Origin of the sequence: Candidatus Arthromitus sp. SFB-mouse-Japan (assembly GCF_000270205.1) — a bacterium.
In the GTDB taxonomy this organism is placed as follows: Bacteria; Bacillota; Clostridia; order Clostridiales; family Clostridiaceae; genus Dwaynesavagella.
Genome location: NC_015913.1, coordinates 1 through 23,880 on the forward strand (window position 1 = coordinate 1; position 23,880 = coordinate 23,880).

16 protein-coding genes and 5 tRNA genes are annotated in these 23,880 nt (G+C 24.4%); 20 read left to right on the forward strand and 1 reads right to left on the reverse strand.

What is annotated here, in order from left to right:
• The 15 genes from dnaA to addA all read left to right on the forward strand — a co-directional run bounded on the left by dnaA (position 1) and on the right by addA (position 19,779).
• The gene (gene dnaA / locus SFBM_RS00005) at positions 1–1,359 is read left to right on the forward strand and encodes a chromosomal replication initiator protein DnaA (protein ID WP_007439964.1); all 1,359 of its coding nucleotides are present in this window, start codon (positions 1–3) and stop codon (positions 1,357–1,359) included.
• Between the two features lie 229 nt (positions 1,360–1,588).
• Positions 1,589–2,695, forward strand: a complete 1,107-nt coding sequence (gene dnaN / locus SFBM_RS00010; protein ID WP_005805009.1) for a DNA polymerase III subunit beta — start codon at positions 1,589–1,591, stop codon at positions 2,693–2,695.
• 65 nt (positions 2,696–2,760) lie between these two features.
• A complete protein-coding gene (gene recF / locus SFBM_RS00015; protein ID WP_014017783.1) occupies positions 2,761–3,861 on the forward strand; it encodes a DNA replication/repair protein RecF in 1,101 nt (366 codons plus the stop codon).
• Between the two features lies 1 nt (position 3,862).
• Positions 3,863–4,120 carry an extracellular matrix regulator RemB gene (gene remB / locus SFBM_RS00020; RefSeq protein WP_005805007.1) on the forward strand — a complete coding sequence of 86 codons (258 nt, stop codon included), beginning with the start codon at positions 3,863–3,865 and terminating at the stop codon, positions 4,118–4,120.
• A 31-nt stretch (positions 4,121–4,151) separates the two neighbouring features.
• Positions 4,152–6,071 carry a DNA topoisomerase (ATP-hydrolyzing) subunit B gene (gene gyrB / locus SFBM_RS00025; protein ID WP_014017784.1) on the forward strand — a complete coding sequence of 640 codons (1,920 nt, stop codon included), beginning with the start codon at positions 4,152–4,154 and terminating at the stop codon, positions 6,069–6,071.
• An 18-nt stretch (positions 6,072–6,089) separates the two neighbouring features.
• A complete protein-coding gene (gyrA, locus tag SFBM_RS00030; RefSeq protein ID WP_005805005.1) occupies positions 6,090–8,519 on the forward strand; it encodes a DNA gyrase subunit A in 2,430 nt (809 codons plus the stop codon).
• A gap of 81 nt (positions 8,520–8,600) precedes the next feature.
• Positions 8,601–8,677: transfer RNA gene (locus SFBM_RS00035), tRNA-Ile, on the forward strand.
• Between the two features lies 1 nt (position 8,678).
• Positions 8,679–8,754 (forward strand) — tRNA-Ala (locus SFBM_RS00040).
• A gap of 83 nt (positions 8,755–8,837) precedes the next feature.
• Positions 8,838–9,344, forward strand: coding sequence for an HD domain-containing protein (locus SFBM_RS00045; RefSeq protein ID WP_005805004.1), 507 nt, complete (start codon positions 8,838–8,840; stop codon positions 9,342–9,344).
• 67 nt (positions 9,345–9,411) lie between these two features.
• Entirely contained in the window at positions 9,412–10,698 is a 1,287-nt protein-coding gene (serS, locus tag SFBM_RS00050) for a serine--tRNA ligase (RefSeq protein ID WP_005805003.1), read from the forward strand.
• 28 nt (positions 10,699–10,726) lie between these two features.
• Complete coding sequence (locus SFBM_RS00055) at positions 10,727–12,328, forward strand: hypothetical protein (protein ID WP_009068178.1); 1,602 nt, start codon at positions 10,727–10,729, stop codon at positions 12,326–12,328.
• A 71-nt stretch (positions 12,329–12,399) separates the two neighbouring features.
• A tRNA-Ser gene (locus SFBM_RS00060) sits at positions 12,400–12,490 on the forward strand.
• An 8-nt stretch (positions 12,491–12,498) separates the two neighbouring features.
• A tRNA-Ser gene (locus SFBM_RS00065) sits at positions 12,499–12,589 on the forward strand.
• Positions 12,590–12,802: 213 nt separating this feature from the next.
• Positions 12,803–16,198 carry a PD-(D/E)XK nuclease family protein gene (locus tag SFBM_RS00070; protein WP_014017785.1) on the forward strand — a complete coding sequence of 1,132 codons (3,396 nt, stop codon included), beginning with the start codon at positions 12,803–12,805 and terminating at the stop codon, positions 16,196–16,198.
• The gene (gene addA, locus SFBM_RS00075) at positions 16,198–19,779 is read left to right on the forward strand and encodes a helicase-exonuclease AddAB subunit AddA (protein ID WP_014017786.1); all 3,582 of its coding nucleotides are present in this window, start codon (positions 16,198–16,200) and stop codon (positions 19,777–19,779) included. Before SFBM_RS00070 ends, addA begins: the two co-directional genes overlap by 1 nt.
• Here the strand turns inward: addA and SFBM_RS00080 are convergent.
• Positions 19,769–20,941: a CCA tRNA nucleotidyltransferase gene (locus tag SFBM_RS00080; RefSeq protein ID WP_005804997.1), complete on the reverse strand. Its 1,173-nt coding sequence runs from the start codon at positions 20,939–20,941 to the stop codon at positions 19,769–19,771. The two genes, addA and SFBM_RS00080, sit on opposite strands and share 11 nt — an antisense overlap.
• 82 nt (positions 20,942–21,023) lie before the next feature.
• On the opposite strand from SFBM_RS00080, the gene SFBM_RS00085 reads away from it, so the two are divergent.
• The 5 genes from SFBM_RS00085 to SFBM_RS00105 all read left to right on the forward strand — a co-directional run bounded on the left by SFBM_RS00085 (position 21,024) and on the right by SFBM_RS00105 (position 23,874).
• The gene (locus SFBM_RS00085; RefSeq protein ID WP_005804996.1) at positions 21,024–21,992 is read left to right on the forward strand and encodes a 3'-5' exoribonuclease YhaM family protein; all 969 of its coding nucleotides are present in this window, start codon (positions 21,024–21,026) and stop codon (positions 21,990–21,992) included.
• Between the two features lie 3 nt (positions 21,993–21,995).
• Positions 21,996–22,835, forward strand: a complete 840-nt coding sequence (locus SFBM_RS00090; RefSeq protein ID WP_005804995.1) for a DUF1189 family protein — start codon at positions 21,996–21,998, stop codon at positions 22,833–22,835.
• A gap of 55 nt (positions 22,836–22,890) precedes the next feature.
• Positions 22,891–22,967, forward strand: a tRNA-Arg gene (locus tag SFBM_RS00095).
• 207 nt (positions 22,968–23,174) lie between these two features.
• Positions 23,175–23,507 (forward strand): PadR family transcriptional regulator, encoded by a 333-nt coding sequence (locus SFBM_RS00100; protein WP_005804994.1) that lies wholly within the window; start codon positions 23,175–23,177, stop codon positions 23,505–23,507.
• A 49-nt stretch (positions 23,508–23,556) separates the two neighbouring features.
• The gene (locus SFBM_RS00105; RefSeq protein ID WP_014017787.1) at positions 23,557–23,874 is read left to right on the forward strand and encodes a DUF1048 domain-containing protein; all 318 of its coding nucleotides are present in this window, start codon (positions 23,557–23,559) and stop codon (positions 23,872–23,874) included.
• Positions 23,875–23,880: the final 6 nt, after the last annotated feature.

Genomic DNA, 23,880 nt, shown 5'->3' on the forward strand with positions numbered 1-23,880 from the left:
GTGGAATTTAATTATAACGATTTATGGAATGATATATTATTAGAATTAAAAAAAAGTCTTTCAGATATTAGTTTTAATACCTGGTTTTCAGATGTAAAAATTTTAAATATTTATAATTCTAATATTATCATTGGTTGTAATAACTCTCTAATATCAGAAACTATAAATCTTAGATATTTAGATTCATTAACTTCAATAATATTTAATTTAACAAAACAACACTATACTGTTAAATGTATCTTAAAAGATTCCTTTAAGAGTGAATACTCTAAAGATTTAAATAAAACTATTACATTAAGTGCTCACGATAACGTTTTAAATACTGCATTAAGCTCTAATTTAAATTCTAAATATACATTTGAAACTTTTGTTGTTGGGAATAGCAATAGATTTGCTCACGCTGCATCATTAGCTGTAGCAGAATCTCCATCTAAAGCATACAATCCACTATTTATATATGGGGGAGTTGGTTTAGGAAAAACACACTTAATGCATGCCATAGGTCATTTAATTAATGAAAATAACTCTAACTTAAAAGTTGTATATGTTACCTCAGAAAAATTTATCAATGAGCTAATTAGTGCAATAAAAGATGATAAAAATATAGAATTTAGAGATAAATATAGAACTGTAGATGTTTTACTTATTGATGATGTTCAATTTATTGCTGGTAAAGAACGTACTCAGGAAGAGTTTTTCCATACATTTAATTCTTTGCATGAATCTAATAAACAAATTATATTATCAAGTGATAGACCACCCAAAGAAATAAAAACACTTGAAGAAAGGTTACGATCAAGATTTGAATGGGGACTTATTGCTGACATACAACCACCAGATTACGAAACAAGAATAGCTATATTAAGAAAAAAAGCAGATGTGGATAAATTAAACGTTCCTAATGAAGTACTCATATATATAGCAACAAAAATTAAATCAAATATTCGTGAATTAGAAGGAGCTCTCTTAAGAGTTGTTGCTTATACAAATTTAACAAACAGCAACATTTCCCTTGAGTTAGCTAAAGAAGCACTAAAAGATTTAATTAATATTAAAAATTCAAAAATTATTACAATTGAATACATACAAGAAACAATATCTAATTACTTTGATTTAACTATAGATATAATAAAATCCCAAAGAAGAACCCAAAATATAGCTTTTCCTAGACAAATTGCAATGTATTTATGCAGAAAACTTACAGATTCGTCTCTACCTAAAATAGGTGAGAAGTTTGGAGGAAGGGATCATACCACAGTAATACATGCTTATGAAAAAATATTAAATAAAATAGAATCCGATCCTGAATTTAATAATTTAATCATTGAATTATCTAATAAAATAACTAATAATAAATAATTTTCTAAATAATGTTTATAACTTATTTTTTTATTATTTAAAATTATAAATTTCCACTTAATAATTTACTATATTTTTTACATTATTCCAAATTAATATCAACAAAATTATTTCTATTAAACAACTTATTTTGTACAAAAAATGTTGTTTCCACAAAACTAACATAACCTACTACTATTACTACTAATATTTTATAATTTTTTATTTAATTTTTAAGGATGGTTTAAATATGAAATTTTTTTGCAATAAATTAGAATTAGTTGAAAAAATAAATATTGTTCAAAAGGCTATAATTAGTAGGGGAAATTCTCCTGTTTTAGGTTGCATATTTATGCAAGTTGATGATAATAAATTAACAATGACTGCTGTAGATACAGATTTATCAATTGAAACAAATGTTAATGCAGAAGTTATTGAAAAAGGAAACTTGCTTTTAGATTCTAAATTATTTGGGGAAATAGTAAAAAGATTACCAATGGAAAAAATAGAAATTAAGAATAATGAATTAAATAAAAAAAATATAATTATTTCATCAGGTAATACTGAATTTAATTTATTAAATTTAGATTCTGAAGAATATCCTAAAATACCTCAAGTGGATTTTAAAAATAAAATCTTTTTAAAACAATCTGTATTAAAAAATATGATAAAAAGCACAACATTTTCAGCATCATTTGATGAATCAAAAGGCATAATTACGGGAGTTCTTATAAATATAAAAAATAATATTTTAACTTTTGTAGCTCTTGATGGATTTAGACTTGCATTAAAAAGTGAAATTGTAGATAATAGTTATAATATAAATATAATAGTTCCTGCTAGAACTTTGAATGAATTAAATAAAATACTTAAAGAAACAGATGATTTAATTGAAATATATCTTACAAGTAATTTCATAATGGTAAATATAAGTAATGATAAAATAATATTAAGATTACTTCAGGGTGATTTTATAAAATATGATTCAATACTTCCAAAAGAATATAAATTATCTATTATTGTATCTAAATATGAGTTAATTAATGGATTAGAGAGATCAACATTATTAACTAAGGATAAAAATAATAATTTAGTTAAAATGGAAATAAAAAAAGATAAATTATTATTGAAATCTCACTCATCTTTTGGACAATTAAAAGAGGAAATATTAATAAAAAAAGATGGAATAGATTTAGATATAGCGTTTAATTCTAGATATCTTGTAGATGCAATTAAATCGATTCCAGAAGATGAAGTTGAATTAAAATTTAATAATAATATAACCCCATGTATAATTAAAAGCATTAAAAATGATAATTCAAAATATATGGTTTTACCTGTTAGATTTATTGTTTAATATATTTAGATTTTAAGATCATTTATTTTAAAATAAATGATCTTAAAATTTTATTTGGAGATAAAATGTATTTTAACGATATAAGATTAAAAAATTTTAGAAATTATAAAAATATAAGTATTAATTTACATAAAGATTTAAATATTTTAATAGGTAATAATGGTGAAGGGAAAACAAATATACTAGAGTCAATTTATTTTCTTTCACTATTAAAGTCTCATAGAACAATAAAGTTAAATGATTTAATTAATTTTAAAGAAGAATATACAGAAATATTTACTAATATCACAAATGATAATGATAAAAAAATAGTAACATATTTAAAATTTGATAAATTAAAGGGTAAGAATGTTAGCATAAATAATTTGGATATTAACAGATTAGCAGATTTTATAGGTTATATAAAAGTTGTTATGATTGCTCCAGAAGATATGAGAATAATTAAAGATTCACCAAGTATTAGAAGGAAATTTTTAGATATTAACATATCTCAAATTGATAAAATATACTTAAAATCTATTCTTAAATATAATAAAGTTCTGAATTTAAAGAACAATTTGTTAAAAGAAAAAAATATTAATGATAAATTATTAGATGTGTATGATGAACAAATATCTTTATGTAGTGGAATTATAATTAACAAGAGATTACAATATATAGATATGTTAAATAAATTTTCTAAAAGTATACATAACGATATATCTTGTAATAAAGAAAATATAAATATAGTTTATAAATCTTTTATTGATTTAGATGTATATAAAAATAATGAGAATATGAAAAATAAAATTTTAGATATATTAAAAAATAATAGAAATATTGATAAAATTAAGAAAAGCTCTAGTAGTGGGATACATAGAGATGATTTTATGATTTTCATAAATAATAGGGAAGCTTTGAATTATTCATCACAAGGTCAGCAAAAAAGTGCAATTATATCTATAAAATTAAGTATAGTAAAAATAATAAAAGAAATTACAAAAGAATATCCTGTTTTGCTTTTAGATGATATATTATCAGAACTTGATAGTAAAAGAAGAAAATTTTTGTTAAATTTCCTTCCATATGTTCAAACGTTTATAACTTGTACTGAAATACATGAAAAAATTTTAAGACCATGTAAGATTTTTAATATATCTAAAGGTGAAATCTTAGAGGAGTGTTAAATTGTATATTCAAATAGGAAATGAAGTTAGTGTTAGGGAGCGAGATATAGTAGGAATATTTAATGTTGATACAACATTTAGGTCTAAAGATAGTAATGATTTTTTAAAGATATCTGATGAGGAGGGATTTGTATATAAATCATATGATTATTATATTAAATCTGTTGTAATAACAGAGATTGATAATAAAAGTAAGATTTTTTTATCACCAATCTCATCTCATACATTAATTAAGAGAATTGGTGATGGTAAAAATTAAATTTTAATATAAACCGTTTGGAGGAATTTGATTGCAACATAATAATTACAATCAATATGATGAAAATCAAATAGAGGTTTTAGAAGGACTTGAAGCTGTCCGTAAAAGGCCAGGAATGTATATAGGTAGTACTTCAAAAAAAGGGCTTCACCATTTAGTGTATGAAATAGTAGATAACAGTATTGATGAAGCATTGGCTGGGTTTTGTGACGAGATAACTATAACAATAAATGATGATAATTCAATACTTATAGTTGATAATGGAAGAGGAATACCTGTTGGTGAACATCCAAAATTAAAAAAGTCTACATTAGAAGTTATTATGACTGTATTACATGCTGGTGGTAAGTTTAATGGTAATGGTTATAAAATTTCTGGTGGATTACACGGTGTAGGAGCGTCAGTTGTTAATGCTTTATCAGAAAGATGTTATGTGAAAGTTAGTAGGGGTGGTCATGTATATTTTCAAGAATATAAAAGAGGAAAGCCGGTAGACTCTGTTAAAAAAATTGGGAATAGTATGTATACCGGTACTGAAACATATTTTATTCCGGACAAAGAAATTTTTACAGAAACAACAGAGTATGACTTTGACGTTTTAAGTCAAAGATTGAGAGAATTAGCATTTTTAAATGCAGGAATAAAAATAAATTTAAATGATCTTAGATTTAATAATTCTGAAGAGTTCTTCTATAGTGGAGGAATAAGAGAATTTATAAAGCACATAAATAAGGGGAAAAAGGCTCTTTTTGAAGATGTTATATTTTTTGAACACTCGAAAAATGATTTAAACTTACAGATAGCTATACAATATACCGACAATTACAATGAGAACATATTAACGTATGCAAATAATATATTCACCCAAGAAGGTGGTACACATCTTGTAGGGTTTAAAACTTCTCTTACTAGGTGTGTTAATGATTATGCTAAAAAATTTAATTACATAAAGGAAAGTAATAAAGACGAAATAAAAAGTTTGATTGGTGAAGATATTAGAGAAGGCTTAGTGTGTGTATTATCAGTTAAAATGGCTAATCCTCAGTTTGAAGGACAAACAAAAACTAAATTAGGAAACAGTGAAGTTAGGAGTATTGTAGATAATATATTTTTCAATTGTTTTTCTGAATTTTTAAATGAAAATCCTAATATTGGAAAAATAATATGTGAAAAAGCTATTATTGCAGCTAAGGCTAGAGAGGCTGCGAAAAAAGCGAGAGAAACAACAAGAAAATCTGTTTTAGATAGAACAGCATTACCGGGTAAACTTGCTGATTGTTCGTCAAAGAATCCAGAAGAATGTGAAATTTATATTGTTGAAGGTGATTCTGCTGGGGGATCAGCGAAGCAAGGAAGAGATAGAAAATTTCAAGCAATATTACCGTTATCAGGTAAAATTATGAATGTTGAGAAGCAGAGAATTTTTAAAATATTATCATCTGAAACTATAAGATGTATGATAACGGCATTTGGTTGCGGAATAGGTCAAGATTTTGATGTAGATAAGATAAGATATAACAGGATAATTCTTATGACTGATGCCGATGTTGATGGATCTCATATTAGAACCCTTTTATTAACATTTTTATATAGGTATATGCCTGAAGTCATAGAAAAAGGATTTGTTTATATAGCAAGACCGCCTTTATATAAAGTTTCAGAAGGCAAGAAAGAATTTTATTGTTATACGGAAGAAGAGTTGAATTTAAAATTAAAAGAGATAAATAAGAACAATCTAGTTATTCAGAGGTATAAGGGCTTAGGAGAAATGAATCCTGTTCAATTATGGGAAACTACTATGAATCCGGAATCAAGAACTCTTTTAAGAGTGACAATTGAGCATGCTAGTTATGCGGATGAAATATTTTCTATATTAATGGGAGATAAAGTAGAACCTAGAAGAGAATTTATACAAAATAATGCCAAGAACGTTAAAAATTTAGATATCTAATCATGGGAGGATCTATATATGTCAAATAATGAAGGAAGAATATTAAATATAGATATAAGTTCAGAAATGAAGAAATGTTATATGGAATATTCTATGAGTGTAATAATAGGCAGAGCACTCCCTGATATTAGAGATGGATTAAAACCGGTACATAGAAGAATTTTATATTCAATGTATAGTTTATCTCTTTACCCAGATAAACCATATAGGAAGAGTGCAAAGATAGTCGGAGATGTTTTAGCAAATTTTCATCCTCATGGAGATTCATCTGTTTATGATGCCCTAGTTAGAATGGCACAGGATTTTTCAATGAGAAATCCTTTAATTAATGGTCATGGGAATTTTGGATCAATTGATGGAGATTCTGCTGCAGCTATGCGTTATACAGAAGCTAAAATGAGTAAAATTACTTTAGAAATGATAAGGGATATAAATAAGGAAACAGTAGACTTTTTGGATAATTATGATGGATCTGAAAAAGAACCAGTGACTCTCCCAAGTAGAATACCTAATCTACTTATTAATGGATCATCAGGTATTGCTGTTGGTATGGCAACTAATATACCTCCACATAATTTAGGGGAGGTTATAGATGCTATAATTTATTTAATTGATAATGAAGAAGAAAATATAAGTATAGATGATTTGATGAAGTATATAGAAGGTCCTGATTTTCCTTTAGGAGGTATAATATTAGGTACGAGAGGAATCAAAGATGCCTATGAAAAAGGAAAGGGTAAGATAATAGTAAGATCTAAGGTTTTGATTGAGGAAGTAAACAACAGGAATTGTATAATAGTTACAGAAATTCCATATCAAGTTAATAAGGCAAGATTGATTGAACATATAGCTGAGCTTATAAGAGACAAAAAAATTATTGGGATACATGATTTAAGAGATGAATCAGATAGAGAAGGTATAAGGGTCGTAATTGAATTAAAAAAAGATGTTAATGCTAATATAATATTAAATCAATTGTATAAATTAACTAAACTGCAAGATACATTCGGAGTTATAATGCTTTCTTTAGTTGATAATGAGCCTAAAATTTTAAATCTTAAAGATATTTTGATTCATTATTTAAATTACCAAAAAGAAGTTGTAACGAGAAGAAGTAAATTTGATTTAAAAAAGGCTGAGAATAATAAGCACATATTAGAAGGATATAAAATTGCTTTAGATAATATTGATGAAATTATTAAAATAATAAGAGAATCTAATAATAATGAAATAGCTAAGCAAAGTTTAATAGACAGATTTAAGCTTACAGAGATTCAAGCTTTATCTATACTGGAAATGAGACTCAGAAGATTAACTGCCTTAGAGAGAGATAAGATAGAATCAGAATTACTTGAAAAAATGAATCTTATAAAAGAGTTAAAAGAAATATTAGATAATGAAAGATCTTTATTGAATCTTATAAAGGATGAATTGCTGGAAATAAAGTCAATACACAATACTGACAGAAGAACTTATATAGATAAGACGTATTATGAAGATGATATAAATAAGGATAATTTGATACATAGAGAAGATATAGTTGTTACCTTGACTCATGATGGTTATATTAAGAGAATGGCGTCTAATACATATTCTAGCCAAAAAAGAGGAGGAAGGGGTATGCAAGCTATGACTGTAAAAGAAAATGACTTTATAGAAAATATTTTTCATACAACAACTCATCATAACTTGCTATTTTTTACAAATTTAGGAAGAGTATATAATATAAAGGCATATGAAATACCTGATTCATCAAGGACGGCTAAGGGAATAAATATAATTAATTTAATAAATTTAAATAGTAATGAAAAAGTTCAAGTAGTTTTATGTTTAGATGGATTAGATAATTGTGGTTACATATTGATGGCTACTAAACTTGGATTAATCAAGAAAACTAAAATTTCTGAGTTTTCTAAGATAAGAAAAAATGGATTAATCGCTATAGGAATAAAGGATAATGATGAATTGTTAAATGTAAAACAAACAAAGGGTGATGCTAATATTGTAATGGTAACTAGTGGTGGATATGCTATAATATTTAATGAAAAAAATATACGATCTATGGGGAGATCTGCAGCAGGAGTTAAAGCTATTACTTTAAGAAAAGGAGATAGTCTTGTTGCAATAGATCTTGCTACAGATGGAGAAGATTTATTAATTACAAGTGAAAATGGATATGGTAAGAGAACTCCTTTAAAAAGTTATCCTATACAAAATAGAGGTGGGAAAGGTATAAAAACCTATAAAATAACAGAAAAAACGGGTAAAGTATCTTGTGCATGCGTAGTTAATGAAAATAATGATGTTATGTTGATTAATTCGAATGGTGTTGGAATACGAATAAAAACTAGTGATATTTCTAAAATAGGAAGAAGCTCATTAGGAGTTAAACTTATGAAAACAAACAATAATGAAAAGATAACAACTATAGGTAAAATAAAAGAATAATAACATTAAAAAATAACTAAGAAAAGCATTGACAACTTATATTATTTAATATATAATTAGCGTATAAGTTGTTCTTAGTAAGGATCTTTAGCTCAGTTGGTTAGAGCAACCGGCTCATAACCGGTTGGTCCGGGGTTCGAGTCCCTGAAGATCCACCATGGGGGTATAGCTCAGTTGGGAGAGCACCTGCCTTGCACGCAGGGGGTCAAGGGTTCGAGTCCCTTTATCTCCACCATTATAAGTATAGAAAAGAGCGCGTATTGTATACGTGCTCTTTTCTATTTGCTACGAAAAATATTAAGTGTTAGGAAATAAATAATGAATAGAATAAAACAATTTATATTTTACATGTTTAGTGTATTCTATAAAGTAGACAAAGACTTTTTAAATCTATATTTAAATAAAAAAGAATTATATTATTTTAATAAACTTTTAAAAAGTGAAAAACAGCATTGTATAAAAGTTGCTAAAAAATGTTTAAAGGTATATGATAAGTTTGGGATATATAATTATGAAATTAATTTAGTTATAAAGATGTGCTTACTTCATGATGTTGGAAAGATATATTCGAAATTAAATTTGTTTTTAAAACCGTTTGTTGTTATTGTTATAAACAATAGGAAAACAAGAAAGTTAGTGTTATTTATGAATAAAAAACGGATTTTTAGATATATAAAGCATTCAAAATACAGTTATGATATTCTAAAAAATTTTGAATATTCCGATGAGTTTTTAGATTCTATTAGATATCACCATTCTGAAAAAAGAATAATAAATAATAAATACATAAATTTGTTAAAATATTGTGATTCTAATTATTGTTAATCTTAAAAGTGACAGTTTAATATTTTACAATTAGAGAAATTAAAAATATTTAGTATAGGAGATTTTTATGTTAGATTTAAAATTTATTGTTTCAAATAAGGATTTTGTTAAACAGAAGCTTACTAATAGAGGAGAAGATTTTCCTATTGATTTAATAGATGATCTCATTGAATTTTATAAAGAAAAAAATTCATATATACTTAAAGTGGAAGAATTGAAGAATAAGAGAAATATCTCATCTAAGAGTGTAGTTTCATTAAAAAAAACTGGTAAAAATGTTGATAGTATTTTTAAAGAGATGAAAGATTTAAGTGATTATATTAAAGAATTAGATAAAAAAATATTTATTTTAAATGATAAAATAAATTATATTATGCTTAGAATACCTAATATACCAAATAACAATGTTCCAGAAGGAAATGGTGATGACGATAATGTTGAGATTAGGAGATGGGGAGAGCCAACTAAATGTGATTTTGAGATAAGATCGCACTGGGATATAGCTAAAAATTTAGATATATTAGATTTTGAGAGAAGTGCTAAGGTTACAGGATCTAGGTTCGTATTTTATAAGGGATTAGGTGCGAGATTGGAAAGATCTTTAATAAATTACTTCTTAGATGTACATACAATAGAACATGGGTATGTTGAGCTTATTCCTCCATATATGGCAAATAAAGATAGTTTTATAGGAACAGGTCAATTACCAAAATTTAAAGATGATGCATTCTCAGTTGAAAATAGAGATTATTTTTTAATACCAACTGCGGAAATACCAGTGACTAATTTTTATAGAGATGAAATAATATCTTTGAATGATCAAAATCCTGTACAAAAGTTTGCAGCTTATAGTGCTTGTTTTAGATCTGAAGCTGGTTCTGCCGGTAGGGATACACGAGGATTGATAAGATTACATCAATTTAATAAAGTTGAGTTAGTTAAGTTTTGTCGAGAGGAAGATTCATATAATGAATTAGATAGTCTTGTTAATGATGTTGAGGTTTTATTAAAAGAATTGAAATTACCATATAGGGTTGTTAAGGTATGCAAAGGTGATTTGGGATTTTCACAGGCTTTTAAATATGATATAGAAGTTTGGATGCCAAGTTATAATAGGTATGTTGAAATATCTAGTTGTAGTAATTTTGAAAGTTTTCAGAGTCGTAGGAGTAATATAAGGTACAAAGAAAATAGCTCGTCTAAAGCTAAATTTGTTCATACTTTAAATGGATCGGGCTTAGCAGTTGGCAGAACATTTGCTGCTATACTTGAAAATTTCCAAACATCAGAAGGTAATGTTGTTATACCAGAAATACTCAAGAAATACTTTAATGGATTGGAAATTATATCTTAATTGGTATTTAATTTCTAGGAGGTTATTGATGACTAAAAATATTAAAAAAGGAATTGTTTTAATATTAGTAGTATTTATTTTGGGGATTATTTCCATTTTGATCAATTTAAATAGTTTAACTAAGAAAGTATATATGTATAATAATGGTATTATAGAGTTTGATAATGAAGAGTTCATAAAATTATACAATGATGATTTTAATTATATAGGTTTAAGTAATAATAATTATCCCAATATAGGGTATTTGGATAAGAACAATTACTTTAAAGAAAATATAAATATTTTGGAAGTAGATTCCAGAAAAATTATATATATAGACCCATTCCAAGATTATATAAACGTTGAGGATCCGTATTTATACGGAGGTGTATATGTTTATAGTAATTATTATAATGAATTTATATTGGATTTTGATTTTACAAAGTACTATAAAGAATTGTCAAGTATAGATGGAGGTAAAAGTTTTGATTTATCAAACGAAGAGTCTGAAATTATTAAGAGTATAGTTTTAGATAATGTTTATAATGAGATGAGTTATAATGGGATAAAGCAATATTTATCAGAATATTCCTATGATTTAAATATAAAACATAAAAAATATCCTGATATTTATTTAAAGTTAAGAATTTATAGAGATAAGAACGATAATTTAGTTCTTAGATTTAATGATAAAAATTACTATGTTAATGAATTCAAAGATAATAGAGAAATAGATTTGAATACTCCTTATTATACATATAGAGGTGATGATTATGGATATTTATATAACAATATAATTAGTAATGAGGATCTAGAAAATTTTGCATTTCATGATTATATAATTGAAAATATGGATTCAAAGGTTTATGTAAATTATGTTAATGATGTATTTAGAATCATAAATAATGAGAAATTATCTATTAAGGATAAGATATCATTAATAAAACAAATTTTATATATAAAGTATAAGCCTACTAATAGAGAGGATTTTTCATTAAGGATTGAAAGAATAAAGAATTTAAATATTGTAGGTGATAATAGAAAGACGTATAGGATAAATCATAAGTTTTTATTTGATATATTTAATTATCCAGCTAATGTGTATTCTTTAGCGTTTTATGAAGATGATCTTTTGTATAATATTCCCGAAAGATATAAGGAGCTTTATGAGAATTTTGTAAATATTATTATTAATGATTCTAATATTGAATATTTAAAAAAGAATGATATGATAGTTGAACTTCAAAATCATTTGGTAGTAGTAGATGAGGAACAATTAAAATCATTAAGAGATAAGTATGGAGAAATTGAAGTCTTAGAAGAAAACAATGAGCGTATAAAATATGCACCAGGATATTATGGTTTTTTATATAGTGATATTAAAAATATTGATGATTTAAAAGAATTAGCTTTACATGAGGAAGTTTTGAATAATATTTTTAATGATTATTTCAAAAGTATTTATGTAAATAAGATTAATGATATAATAAATGGTGATACCAATTTAGATGAAAAATTAAAAAGTATTGTAGAATGCCAATTAAAGTTTACATTGATACCTATAAGCAAACAGAAATATTATCGAGAAATGTATAAAAATAATTATTTTAAGGAAAGCTATATAAATAAATCCAAGGAAATTTTATCGTAAAAAATAACTATTATATTACTAAAAAACATTGACAAATATATTTGTTTGTAATATAATAGCTATGAACTAATGGAGAGATGGTCGAGTGGTTTAAGGCACCGGTCTTGAAAACCGGCGTGCGTTGATAGCGTACCGTGGGTTCGAATCCCACTCTCTCCGCCATTGTTTTTGGAGAAATACTCAAGAGGCTAAAGAGGCACCCCTGCTAAGGGTGTAGATCAGGAAACTGGTGCGAGGGTTCGAATCCCTCTTTCTCCGCCAAAAGGTGCTATTTATATTATAGCACCTTTTTTGTATTTTATTTTAAAAAGTGTATTTAGCATATACTATCAAATAAAATTAATGTATTAATGTCTTTATGTAATATTTTCATATAGACATTTTTGTTTTTATAGGTAAAGTATATTTTTTTATATGAATTTTAATAATTGAGTATTTTGAGTTTTTATCAAATTATATTTGGGGAGAGTAAAATTGAAATTTAAATTTATATTTGGGAAAAAAGGTTATGGAAAAACACAGTATATATTGAATGAAATAAAGAATGAAATGAAAAATGTTAATGATCATAGAATTTTAATTATAGTTCCTAGTCATAACACTTTTATGATGGAAAATAGGATACTTGAGTATTTAGGAGAAAATGCACTGTCAAAGCTTGAGATAATGGATTTTAAGAAATTCACGTTTAAGTTATTAAATATATTTAAGGGAAAAACAAAAAATAGGATATCGAATATAGGTAAGTCATTGTTAGTTAATTATTTGATTAGGAATAATTATGGTAAGTTTTTATATTTTAAAGATAATAATAACATTGATTTGTCTGATGAAATATTATCAATGTTAATAGATTTTAAGAATTATAATATAGATAATAATTGTATTAATTGTATATTAAATGCTATTAATCCTAATACGGAGTTATATAGTAAGATTAGTGATTTGATGTATATAAATAATTTATATAATGATTATATAGATAATAATTATTTAGATTCTTTAGATGATATGAGAATAGCAAATGATATTATACAAAAAAATAAGGATCTATTTAATTCTTATAATATTTATATAGATGGGTTCGATATATTTACATATTATCAATATGAGTTTTTAAATATAATTATTGATAGGTCAAATAAATTAGTTGTATCTCTTACAATAGATGAGTTATCAAATAGTATTATTTATAACGATATTATTAAAATAAAGAATAGAGTTCTAACATTACTTTTCAACAAAGATTGTTACGATATTGAAGAAGTATATTTAAATGATGTACATAAAAGCGATGAACTTAAATATTTAGATAGAAATTATTTGAAATATAATGTTAGACCTTATCCTTATGAGGTTAAGAATATATTTTTAAATAAATGTTTAAATAACTTTTATGAGGTTGAAGAATTATGTAAAAAAATTAGATATTTAGTTATAAATATAGGATATAGGTATAAAGATATAGGGGTTATATGTAGGGATATTGATTCATACGAGAATTTTATAAGAGTTTCTTTTGATGAATTTAATATTCCTTATTTTATAGATAAAAAAAATGAGATAACATCAAATATGTTTAGTATTTTTATATTTTCTATATTTGAAATTTTTGATAATAATTTTTCTAATAATGCTTTATTTAAGTATATAAAGAGTGGACTTTTAGATTTAGATGATGATGAAATATTTTTAATTGAAAATTTTTCGTTGGAAAATGGTATATCAAAATATAAATGGAAAACTGATTTTATAGATGAGTATTATATAAGATACAAAATAGAAAGAGGAAATGAAGATAACATTGATATAAACAAAATAAATGCTATACGAAGAATTATTATAGATCCATTAATGGCCTTATTTAATAAGGTAAAAGGGAAAAATAGTGTAAATTATTTTATTAAAGAGTTATATAATTTTTTAAAAGATTTTGGTTTCTTAGATAAAATACAATATATATGTGAATCACTTAAATTAAGAAATGATTTTATTAATGCTAATGAAATAGTTCAAATTGTAGATAATATTTTTAATGTTTTAGATGAGATAAATGATATATTTAGGAATGAGATGTTAAGTTTTTCTGAGTTCGGAAAAATTCTGATAAATAGTATATCAAAAATTGAAATATCCCATGTACCTATGAGGATGGATGAAATATTAATAGGGGATATTGAAAGATTAAAGATAGGTAACTATAAGGTATTATTTGTTATAGGGTGTAACTCTATAAATTTTCCTAAAATTTATAAAAAAGAGGATTTAATAAATGACTTAGAAAAGAATTATATAAGGAATTTAGGATTTGAATTTTCAGGTACAAATATTGATAAGAATTTATCTGAAAATTATCTTATATATTCTCTATTAAATATACCTAAGGAGAGTTTATATATTAGTTATTCTATATCAAATATGGATAGTAGATCTATGAATCCATCGATTTTAATATCTAGAATTAAGAAAATATTTCCTAAAGTAATTGAAGATAACAAAACTATTATAAAAACTGAATTTTCAATAGATAATATATATTCTATGAATAGTACGTTAAGTAGTTTTATATTGGATTTTAAAAATTGTATTTTAAATAATAAATTATCTAAGATTCATACGGAGTTATATAATTTTTATAAAAATAATGATAAATTTAAGGATTTTATATCTATATTTTTAATGAGAATAAGAGGTAAGAATTATAAAGATTTACTTGATTTGGATATGTTAAATTATATATATAAAGATACAAAATTTTCTATATCATCAGTAGAAACTTATTCTAAGTGTCCATTCAAGTATTTTTTAGATTATATAATAAAAGTAAGGATTAGAAGGATATTTTCTTTTGAATCTTATGATTATGGTAACATAGTTCATTTTTTAATGGAGAATATATGTAAGAATATAATAAAATATTATAATTTTAGGAATTTATCTAAAGATGAAATTGATAAATTTACCTTAGATTATTTTAATAATATAATTTTTTCTTATGATAATGGGAGTTATATTTTAAATAATAATTTTAAATTTAGAACTTTTGGGAAAAAAGTGAGGAAGATTATAAGTGATGCAATATTTTTTACTTGTAAGCACTTAGGAAATACAGAATTTTTTCATAAATATTATGAATTTGAATTTGGAAAAAATAGTTCTAAAATAGAATTAATTTTAAATGATGGTAGAAGGGCTTCTTTTGTTGGGAAAGTTGATCGCATTGATTTTTGTAAGAGTAATGATGAGATGTTTATAAATGTTATTGATTATAAATCAAGTATTCATGATATAGATTATGGTAAAATTTATAATGTTTTAAATATACAAACAATTGCGTATATGGATTATATTATAAGATTATATAGAGATAATTATAATATTGATCTAAATCCTTGTGGTATTTTTTATTTTACTATAAGTAAACCTATAATTAAGAATAAGAAGAATATAGATTTGATAAAAGAAACTGAGAAGTATTACAGATATAGTGGATTTATTATTAATGATATTAAAAAGATTAATCTTATCGATAAAAATATTTTAAATAATGGAAATGGAAGCAGTATATCTTTAAAAATAAATAAAGATGGAGAAATATCTAAGGTTAATTCTCTAGAGAGTATTTTATCTGAAAATGAATTTAGTGATATATTAGAATTTGTACACGAATCTGTTAAGGATAAAATTATGGAAATTTATGATGGAAATATAGAGGTATGTCCTGTATTAGATGATATTAATCAATCGAGATGTAGTTATTGCAATTATGTAGGAATATGTAAATTTACAAAGAAAACAAATAAATTTAGGATTATTAATGAATTAGATAAAGATTTATTTTTTAATTTAATACGAAAGGGAAATAATTAGTGGATTTTAGTAAGAATCAGAAAAATGTTATTGAATTAATTAACGGAGATTTGCTCGTATCGGCTTCAGCTGGATCAGGAAAAACAGCAGTTTTAGTTCAGCGTATAATAAATTTAATATTGAATTATTGTGTATCTATAAATGAAATATTAGTAATTACATTTACAAATGCTGCAGCAGTTGAAATGAAAGAGAGAATTGTAAAAGCATTAGAAGATAACATTAATGATATAAACAAACATATTTTAGAAGAGCAATTAATGTTAGTAAGTAATTCTAATATTCAAACCTTTCATTCTTTTTGTTTGGATATTTTAAAAAATAATTATTATAAATTAAATTTGGGATCTAATTTTAAAATAATTAAGGATAGTCATAGAAAGATGCTAATTGGTGATGCACTTGATGATACATTTAATTTTTATTATGAAAATGAGGATGAGGATTTTTTGACTATAGTAAATATTTATGGAGGAAAATATTCAGATGTAAAATTAAGGGAGATAATTGTATATATTTATGAATTTATACAAAATATAGTTGATATTGATGGATTTATAGAAAAAAGTACAGATATTTACATAATAAAAGATAATGATGATATATTTTCAACCAAATTAGGTAAGGTATTACGGTTACGATTAATAAATAAATTTACATTGTATAAAAAAAAGTTAATTGATTTTTTATTGGGAATTAGTAATAATAAAAAGGTTTATAGTATTATAGAGAATGATATATTTATAATTAATTCATTTATAAAACGATTAAATAATTCTTATGAAGATGTATATGAGTATATTTATAGTTTTAATTTTTTGAGATTATCAAAATTATGTGATGATTATAAAGAAATAAGGAGTGGATTAAAAGATTTTATAGACTCTTTAAAGAAAAACATATTTATTGTAAGTGAAAATATATTAAAGTTGCAAATTGGTGATTTGAAAAATATTGTTATTAAATTATTTGAGATTGTATGTAAATTTAAGGAGAAATTTGAATTAGGAAAATTATCAGAAAACTATGTAGATTTTAATGATATGGAACACTTAGTAATTAAACTCTTGAATGATACCAGGATATGTGATAATTATAGAAATAAATTCAAATATATTTTTATAGATGAATATCAAGATACTAATTACATACAAGAATATATAATAAATAAAATAAAGAATAATTATAATGTATTTATGGTCGGCGACATTAAGCAGAGTATTTATGGTTTTAGAGGTGCAAAAGTAGATTTATTTAGTAAAAAATACAAGAATTTTAAAAAAGTAGATGATATAACTTTTGTAGAAGGAAATGAGAATAAGATATTATTATATGATAATTATAGGAGTAGGAATGAAGTAATTAGTTTTGTTAATTTTATATTTGAGAATATTATGATAGATGGAATATCTAATATAGAATATACACCTGAGGAATATTTAAATTGTGCAAGTGACTATAAAGTGATTAAAAATAATAATGAAAATTGTGAAGGAGAGGTTACTCTTTCAATTATAATAAATGATGAAAAAAATTCAGATATTATTAATGAAATGGAGGATGTGGAGTGTAGCTTAATTATTGAATATATAAATAAGCTTATTAATTCTGAAGATACAATATATAAAATTTATGATAAAAGTATTAATGGATATAGGAAAATTGAATATAAGGATATTGTTATTTTAGTAAGGAATGTAAATGGTGCATGTATATCAAAATTATTACATGAAGAGCTTGAGAAAAACAATATACCATCATATTTTGATGGAGGGGATCAATTTTTTGATTGTATTGAGGTAATCACAATATTAAGTTTACTTAAAGTTATTAATAATCCTACTGATGATGTTGATATACTTACAGTTCTTAAAAGTGAAATATTTAATTTTTCAAATAATGATTTAGCATATATAAGAATTGTAAATAATGATGAGTACATATATAAAAATATTAAGTATATTTTGAATTTAAATTGTTGTGTAGAAAATAGAGTGTTTTTAAATGATGAATTTTCAATAACCTATGACAGGTTTAAAATTCTTTATGATAAGTGTATGTTTTTTGTAGAGAAGATAAATGAATATAGGGAAAAGTCATTGTTTATGAAAATTGATGAGTTTATTTGGTTTATATATAAGGATAGTAAATATTATTTTTTACTGTCAACTATGGAAGATGGATTAACTAAGCAGAGTAATTTAAGAATTATATTTAATAAGGCAAAGGAGTTTAGGGTTGCTAGTTTTTCAGGATTATTTAATTTTATAGAGTATTTGAAGTATTCAAAGAAATTTGGAGATGATATATTAGTCCCTAAAAATATATCTGAGAATGAAAATGTAGTACGTATAATGAGTATACACAAAAGTAAAGGACTTGAATTTCCAGTAGTAATACTTTGTAATACATCAGGTAGATTTAATTTTAAGGATTTGAATAATTCTATAATATTGCATGATGAGTTTGGTATTGGATTAAATCACATAGATTACAATTTGAATTTAGAAACAGATATGTTTATTAAAAATATTATTAAAGAAGATCATAAAGACAATATTATTTCAGAAGAACTTAGAATACTATATGTGGCTTTAACAAGAGCTAAGGAGAAATTATTTATAACAGGTACATACAATTCGGATAAAGATTTTCAAAGAGTAGCTGATATTTATAAATGTAAGAGTTATTTGGATTTTTTGTGTAATTCACTTATGAAACATAGAGATGGATATATTCTTAGAGAATATAAAGGTGAAAATGGATTACACAATGATTTAAATAAGTGTGAGTTTAAAATTAATGTATATAATAAATCAGATTTTTTAAAGGGTGAGAAACATGATAGTGAAAATGATGATATAAATTTAGAAAGTATTATGGAGAGAGAATCCTCAAGTTATAATCATATAAATGATATTTTTAATTTTAAGTATGATTATGATGATGTGATTAATATGCCGATTAATTTATCTGTATCTGAGATATTATCTTATGATGAGGAAGAGAAATTAAATATAAATTTTAAGGTTCCTAAATTTATTGATGATAGCAAAAATGAAAAGTTGTACACAGCTTTAGATATAGGTAATTTATATCATTTTTTTATGCAAAATATAGTTTTAGGACCAAGTATGGTTTATGATTATTTAGAAAGTGAGCTAAATCGTATGGTTAAATGCGAGATGCTTTCTAATGATGATATTAAGTATTTGAATTTAAATAAGATATTAAAATTTTTTGAAAGTAATTTAGGTAAGAGAGTTATAGAGTGTTTTAATAAGGATAGAAGAAAAGTTTATAGGGAATTTGAGTTTTTGATGAATCATAGGGTAGATAAGATAAATAAAAATAATGATTTGAGAATTCAAGGAATAATTGATTTGTTTTTCTTTGATGGAGATAACATAGTTTTAATAGATTATAAAACAGACAAGCATATATTTAATAATAAAGTTATTCCTAATAAGTATAAAGAACAACTTTATTATTATAAGATTGCTCTGAATAAAATATTTAATTTAGACATTTCTGAGAGTTATATTTATTCTTTTGAGAATAATAAAGCTTTTATGGTTTGAAAAATTTTATCAAATGTATTAATGTATTATATTCATTTAAAGATGGTTTAAGATGGAGAAGTGTTATTAGATATTTATTATATTTAATAACATCTTTTTTGTTTTTTACGAAGTTTTGTGTGTTTAGATTTATATGTTTGAATTTTAATGGAGAATATCCCCACTTTATTTTATAAAAAATTTTTAATATCATTTTGTCTATATAATGAGATATTATTAAAATTATTTTAAGGGAGAATTTATAATTTTCCTTTAAAATAATTTTTTTTATAAATAGTTTATTATTTTGGAAGTTTTTTATGGCGTCGTATACCTTTTTTATTTCTATCATCTTTTTTTTGTTTATGTTATAATCACTTTCTAATATTTGAAAAATGAGATTATCACTTATTTTTGAGTGAAAATAAAACAAACAAAATATCCTTAGGTGGAAATCAGTTACTGAATTTATTAAGGAATTTATATTAAATAATTTTACCTCTTTATTTGAAACAAGTGAAAAGAAGTTTAATAAGTTTAATAATTGTATAGATTTTATAAAATTTACTCCTTTAAAAATTTTTTTTAATTCCTCATTTATTCTGTATTTAGATAAGTTTATTATTAAATTGAAGTTATTTTTGAGTGCAAGTAAAGTTAAGTATTCTATGTTAAAATCAAGTTCTGATTTGAATCTAATGCATCTTAAAATTCTTAGGGGATCTTCTTTGAATTTTATGTTTCCATCTCCAATTACTCTTAGAAGTTTATTTTTTATATCATTAGTTCCAAGCATCGGATCTATTAGCTTATTACCATCATAATAAATTGAATTGATTGTGAAATCGCGTCTTAATGAATCTTCATATGGTGAGTTTATAAATTTTATATAGTTTGCATGTCTAAAATCTATATACTCTTTTTCAATTCTGAGTGTTGTTATTTCAAACCAATCTCCTTTAAAATGGATTTTTATACACCCAAACTTTTCACCTATGTTTATATGTTTTTCAAATAAAGATTTAATGTATTTTGGATGAGCATTTGTACATAAATCAAATTCATAAATAGGAATATTTAATAAATAATTTCTTATGGCTCCTCCAACAACGTAACATTCAAAATTATTTTGATTAAATATATTGATTAATTCTTTTACATTATCTTTTAAAAAATTTTTCATAATGAACTATTAATTCTTAAAACCTTCCATTTTTATATAAAATACTTTAATATAATAATATTATAAAAAATCGAGGTGTTAAATGAAAGGGCATATAAATATAAAGGATTTTAAAGTAGGAGAAAGAATTCAAGGAGTATATCTTATTAGAACTATACATGTAAAACTTACAAACTCTAGTAATAAAAAATATTTAGATATTAATTTTTCTGATAAAACTGGTAATATAAATGCTAAGCTTTGGGATTTAAAAGATGATTATAATGATGAATTTAAAGAAAATACTTTAGTTAAAGTAAAAGGATGCATTTTGAGTTGGCAAGGTAGTATGCAACTTAAGATTGAAAATTTATCAAATGATTTTGATAAAGAATATATAAATATTGATGATTATGTTCAATGTGCTCCTATGGATTCTAATTATATGTTTGATGAGCTTTATAATTTAATATCTGGATTTAAACAAAAGGAGATAAGAAGTGTTTTATTAGCTATACTCGATATAAAAAAGGATAAACTTTTATATTATCCAGCAGCTAAAAGTAACCATCATTCAATAAAAGGAGGATTATTATATCATATTTTAAGTATGATAAAGCTTGGTGAGAGCATATGTGGACTTTATCCTTTTGTTAATAGAGAATTACTATTTGCGGGAATAGTGCTTCATGATATTGAGAAAACTGAAGAAATGGATTCAAATGAATTAGGTATAGTAAGTACATATACAGTGGAAGGTCAAATGCTTTCACATTTAATACAAGGTATAACTCTTGTTGATAGGGTTTGCAATAGTTTAAACATATCTAGTGAAGTTAGGATGTTACTTCAGCATATGATATTGTCTCATCATTATGAGGCTGAATATGGAAGTCCAATAAAGCCAATGATAATTGAAGGGGAACTTCTTCATCATATAGATGTTATAGATGCAAGAATGTATGATATGAAAAAGATTATAGATAATATAAATGAGGGAGATTTGTCAGATAGAGTATTCTCTTTAAATAGCAGGAGAATATATAAACCTAAGAAATTATTAGAGGAGTAGGTTATGAAAAAAGAAGATAGTTTTTTAAGTACTCTACGTATTGCCATGTTTGATTTTAAGAAATATACAGTTTTTTTGGGTATGAAACCTTCTAAGGTAATTTTAAATAGATTTATATTTGTTTTACTTATAAGTGTGTTTTATTTCATGTCTTTTCATAAGAATATAAAGCAGGTTGAGGAATTTAATAATAATAAGCAGGAGATATTTGAAGATATTAGCTATTCAAACGGAGTTTTAAATATAAAGAATTCACCTGTAATTTTTAAATCAAATGTATTTAGGGAAAATAATTTTCTTTTAATTGGAGATACAAGAGATGAATTTAATATAAATGACTTTAGTGATTATAGTTATCATAGAGATGCTATAGTACTTACGAAGGATTATGTTATAATCAAAAATGGGCTTAGAGAAATTACGTTAAAATATTCAGACCTCGTATCTTTTGGAGTGATACCAAAAGATATCGTTGTAAATAAGGAAATGTTTTTTAGTTCATTTGATATTGTTGTTAGGGTTTTAAAATACGTATCGTATATAATTTTTCCTTTAAGCAGGGTTTTTGATTATTTCTTATACGGGTTTATTATTTCATTATTTGCTTTTATATGTGGGTATATAATAAGATTCAGAGCAAGTTTTGGTAGTATTTATAAAATGATTTTATTTGCACAAACAATACCTTATTTAATTATTTCTGTTTTTGATATAATTACTGAGCTTAATGGAATTAAAGTTATGTTTCCACTACATATTTTGGAGCTATTAACCTTGTTTATATTTTTAAGGAGTGTATATTTAATAAAGAAAGATGCATTGATGAAGTATCTTAAAAAATGAGGTTAAATAATTTAATTGAAAAATATAATATGTTTTGATATAATTAGGTTATTATGCACAGGTAGCTCAGTTGGATAGAGTAGCTGGCTACGAACCAGTTGGTCGGGGGTTCGAATCCTCTCCTGTGTGCCAGATGATACCATCTACTAATGAAGGATTTTCATAGGTAGATGGTTTTTTAATTGATATTGGGTGAAAGGTTAGAATCCTTTCACTCTTTTTTATTTTATAGTAAAGATGAGATTTTAAATAGTATTGACATTTCAACTATTATGTAATACTATTTAGTAATAATAAGTATTACATAATAGTATTTATATAGGAACAGGCGGTGTTTTTATGGAAGATATAACCGAAATGCTAAAAGGTATTTTAGAAGGTTGTATTCTTGAGATTATTAATCGGAAGAACACTTATGGATACGAAATTACTCGTAAGCTTAATGAATTTGGATTCAAAGACGTTGTTGAAGGGACTGTTTACACTATTTTGATTAGATTTGAGAAAAATAAATTAGTGGATATTCAAAAAAAACGGTCTGAACTCGGACCACCACGAAAAATTTATTCGCTTAATGATAAAGGGCGTAAGGAGTTACGAGTGTTTTGGAAAAAATGGGAGTTTTTGTCATCAAAAATAAATGAATTGGGGGAAAATAAAAATTACGAATAAAATTTTTAACGATTATTTTAATATAAGCAAAATAAGAGAGAGTCGTCGCGTGTATAAACAACAGATGCAACGTGTTAAGGATTTACCTGAGAATTATCAGTATGTATTTAAGAAAATTCAAAACCATATGTGGCAGTTTGTAGCAGCTCCTGATTATGATATGATGGAGGTTCATTATGGATTGATCGATTTGTTTGAGGAAGGAGCGTCTAATGGTAAATCTATTTTGGAAGTAACTGGTGAAGATGTTGCCGCATTTGTAGATGAACTTTTGAAAAATACTAGAACATATACAGATGATTGGAGGACTAAATTAAATAATGAGATAAAAAATAAAATTGGAATCGATAAAAACACAAAAAAGTAGAAGTAT

Bases quoted from the DNA above. Each gene is read 5' to 3' on its own strand.
- dnaN (WP_005805009.1), top strand. From the start codon at position 1,589: ATGAAATTTTTTTGCAATAAATTAGAATTAGTTGAAAAAATAAATATT.
- recF (WP_014017783.1), top strand. From the start codon at position 2,761: ATGTATTTTAACGATATAAGATTAAAAAATTTTAGAAATTATAAAAAT.
- gyrA (WP_005805005.1), top strand. From the start codon at position 6,090: ATGTCAAATAATGAAGGAAGAATATTAAATATAGATATAAGTTCAGAA.
- SFBM_RS00045 (WP_005805004.1), top strand. From the start codon at position 8,838: ATGAATAGAATAAAACAATTTATATTTTACATGTTTAGTGTATTCTAT.
- serS (WP_005805003.1), top strand. From the start codon at position 9,412: ATGTTAGATTTAAAATTTATTGTTTCAAATAAGGATTTTGTTAAACAG.
- SFBM_RS00055 (WP_009068178.1), top strand. From the start codon at position 10,727: ATGACTAAAAATATTAAAAAAGGAATTGTTTTAATATTAGTAGTATTT.
- SFBM_RS00080 (WP_005804997.1), bottom strand. From the start codon at position 20,941: ATGAAAAATTTTTTAAAAGATAATGTAAAAGAATTAATCAATATATTT.
- SFBM_RS00085 (WP_005804996.1), top strand. From the start codon at position 21,024: ATGAAAGGGCATATAAATATAAAGGATTTTAAAGTAGGAGAAAGAATT.
- SFBM_RS00090 (WP_005804995.1), top strand. From the start codon at position 21,996: ATGAAAAAAGAAGATAGTTTTTTAAGTACTCTACGTATTGCCATGTTT.
- SFBM_RS00100 (WP_005804994.1), top strand. From the start codon at position 23,175: ATGGAAGATATAACCGAAATGCTAAAAGGTATTTTAGAAGGTTGTATT.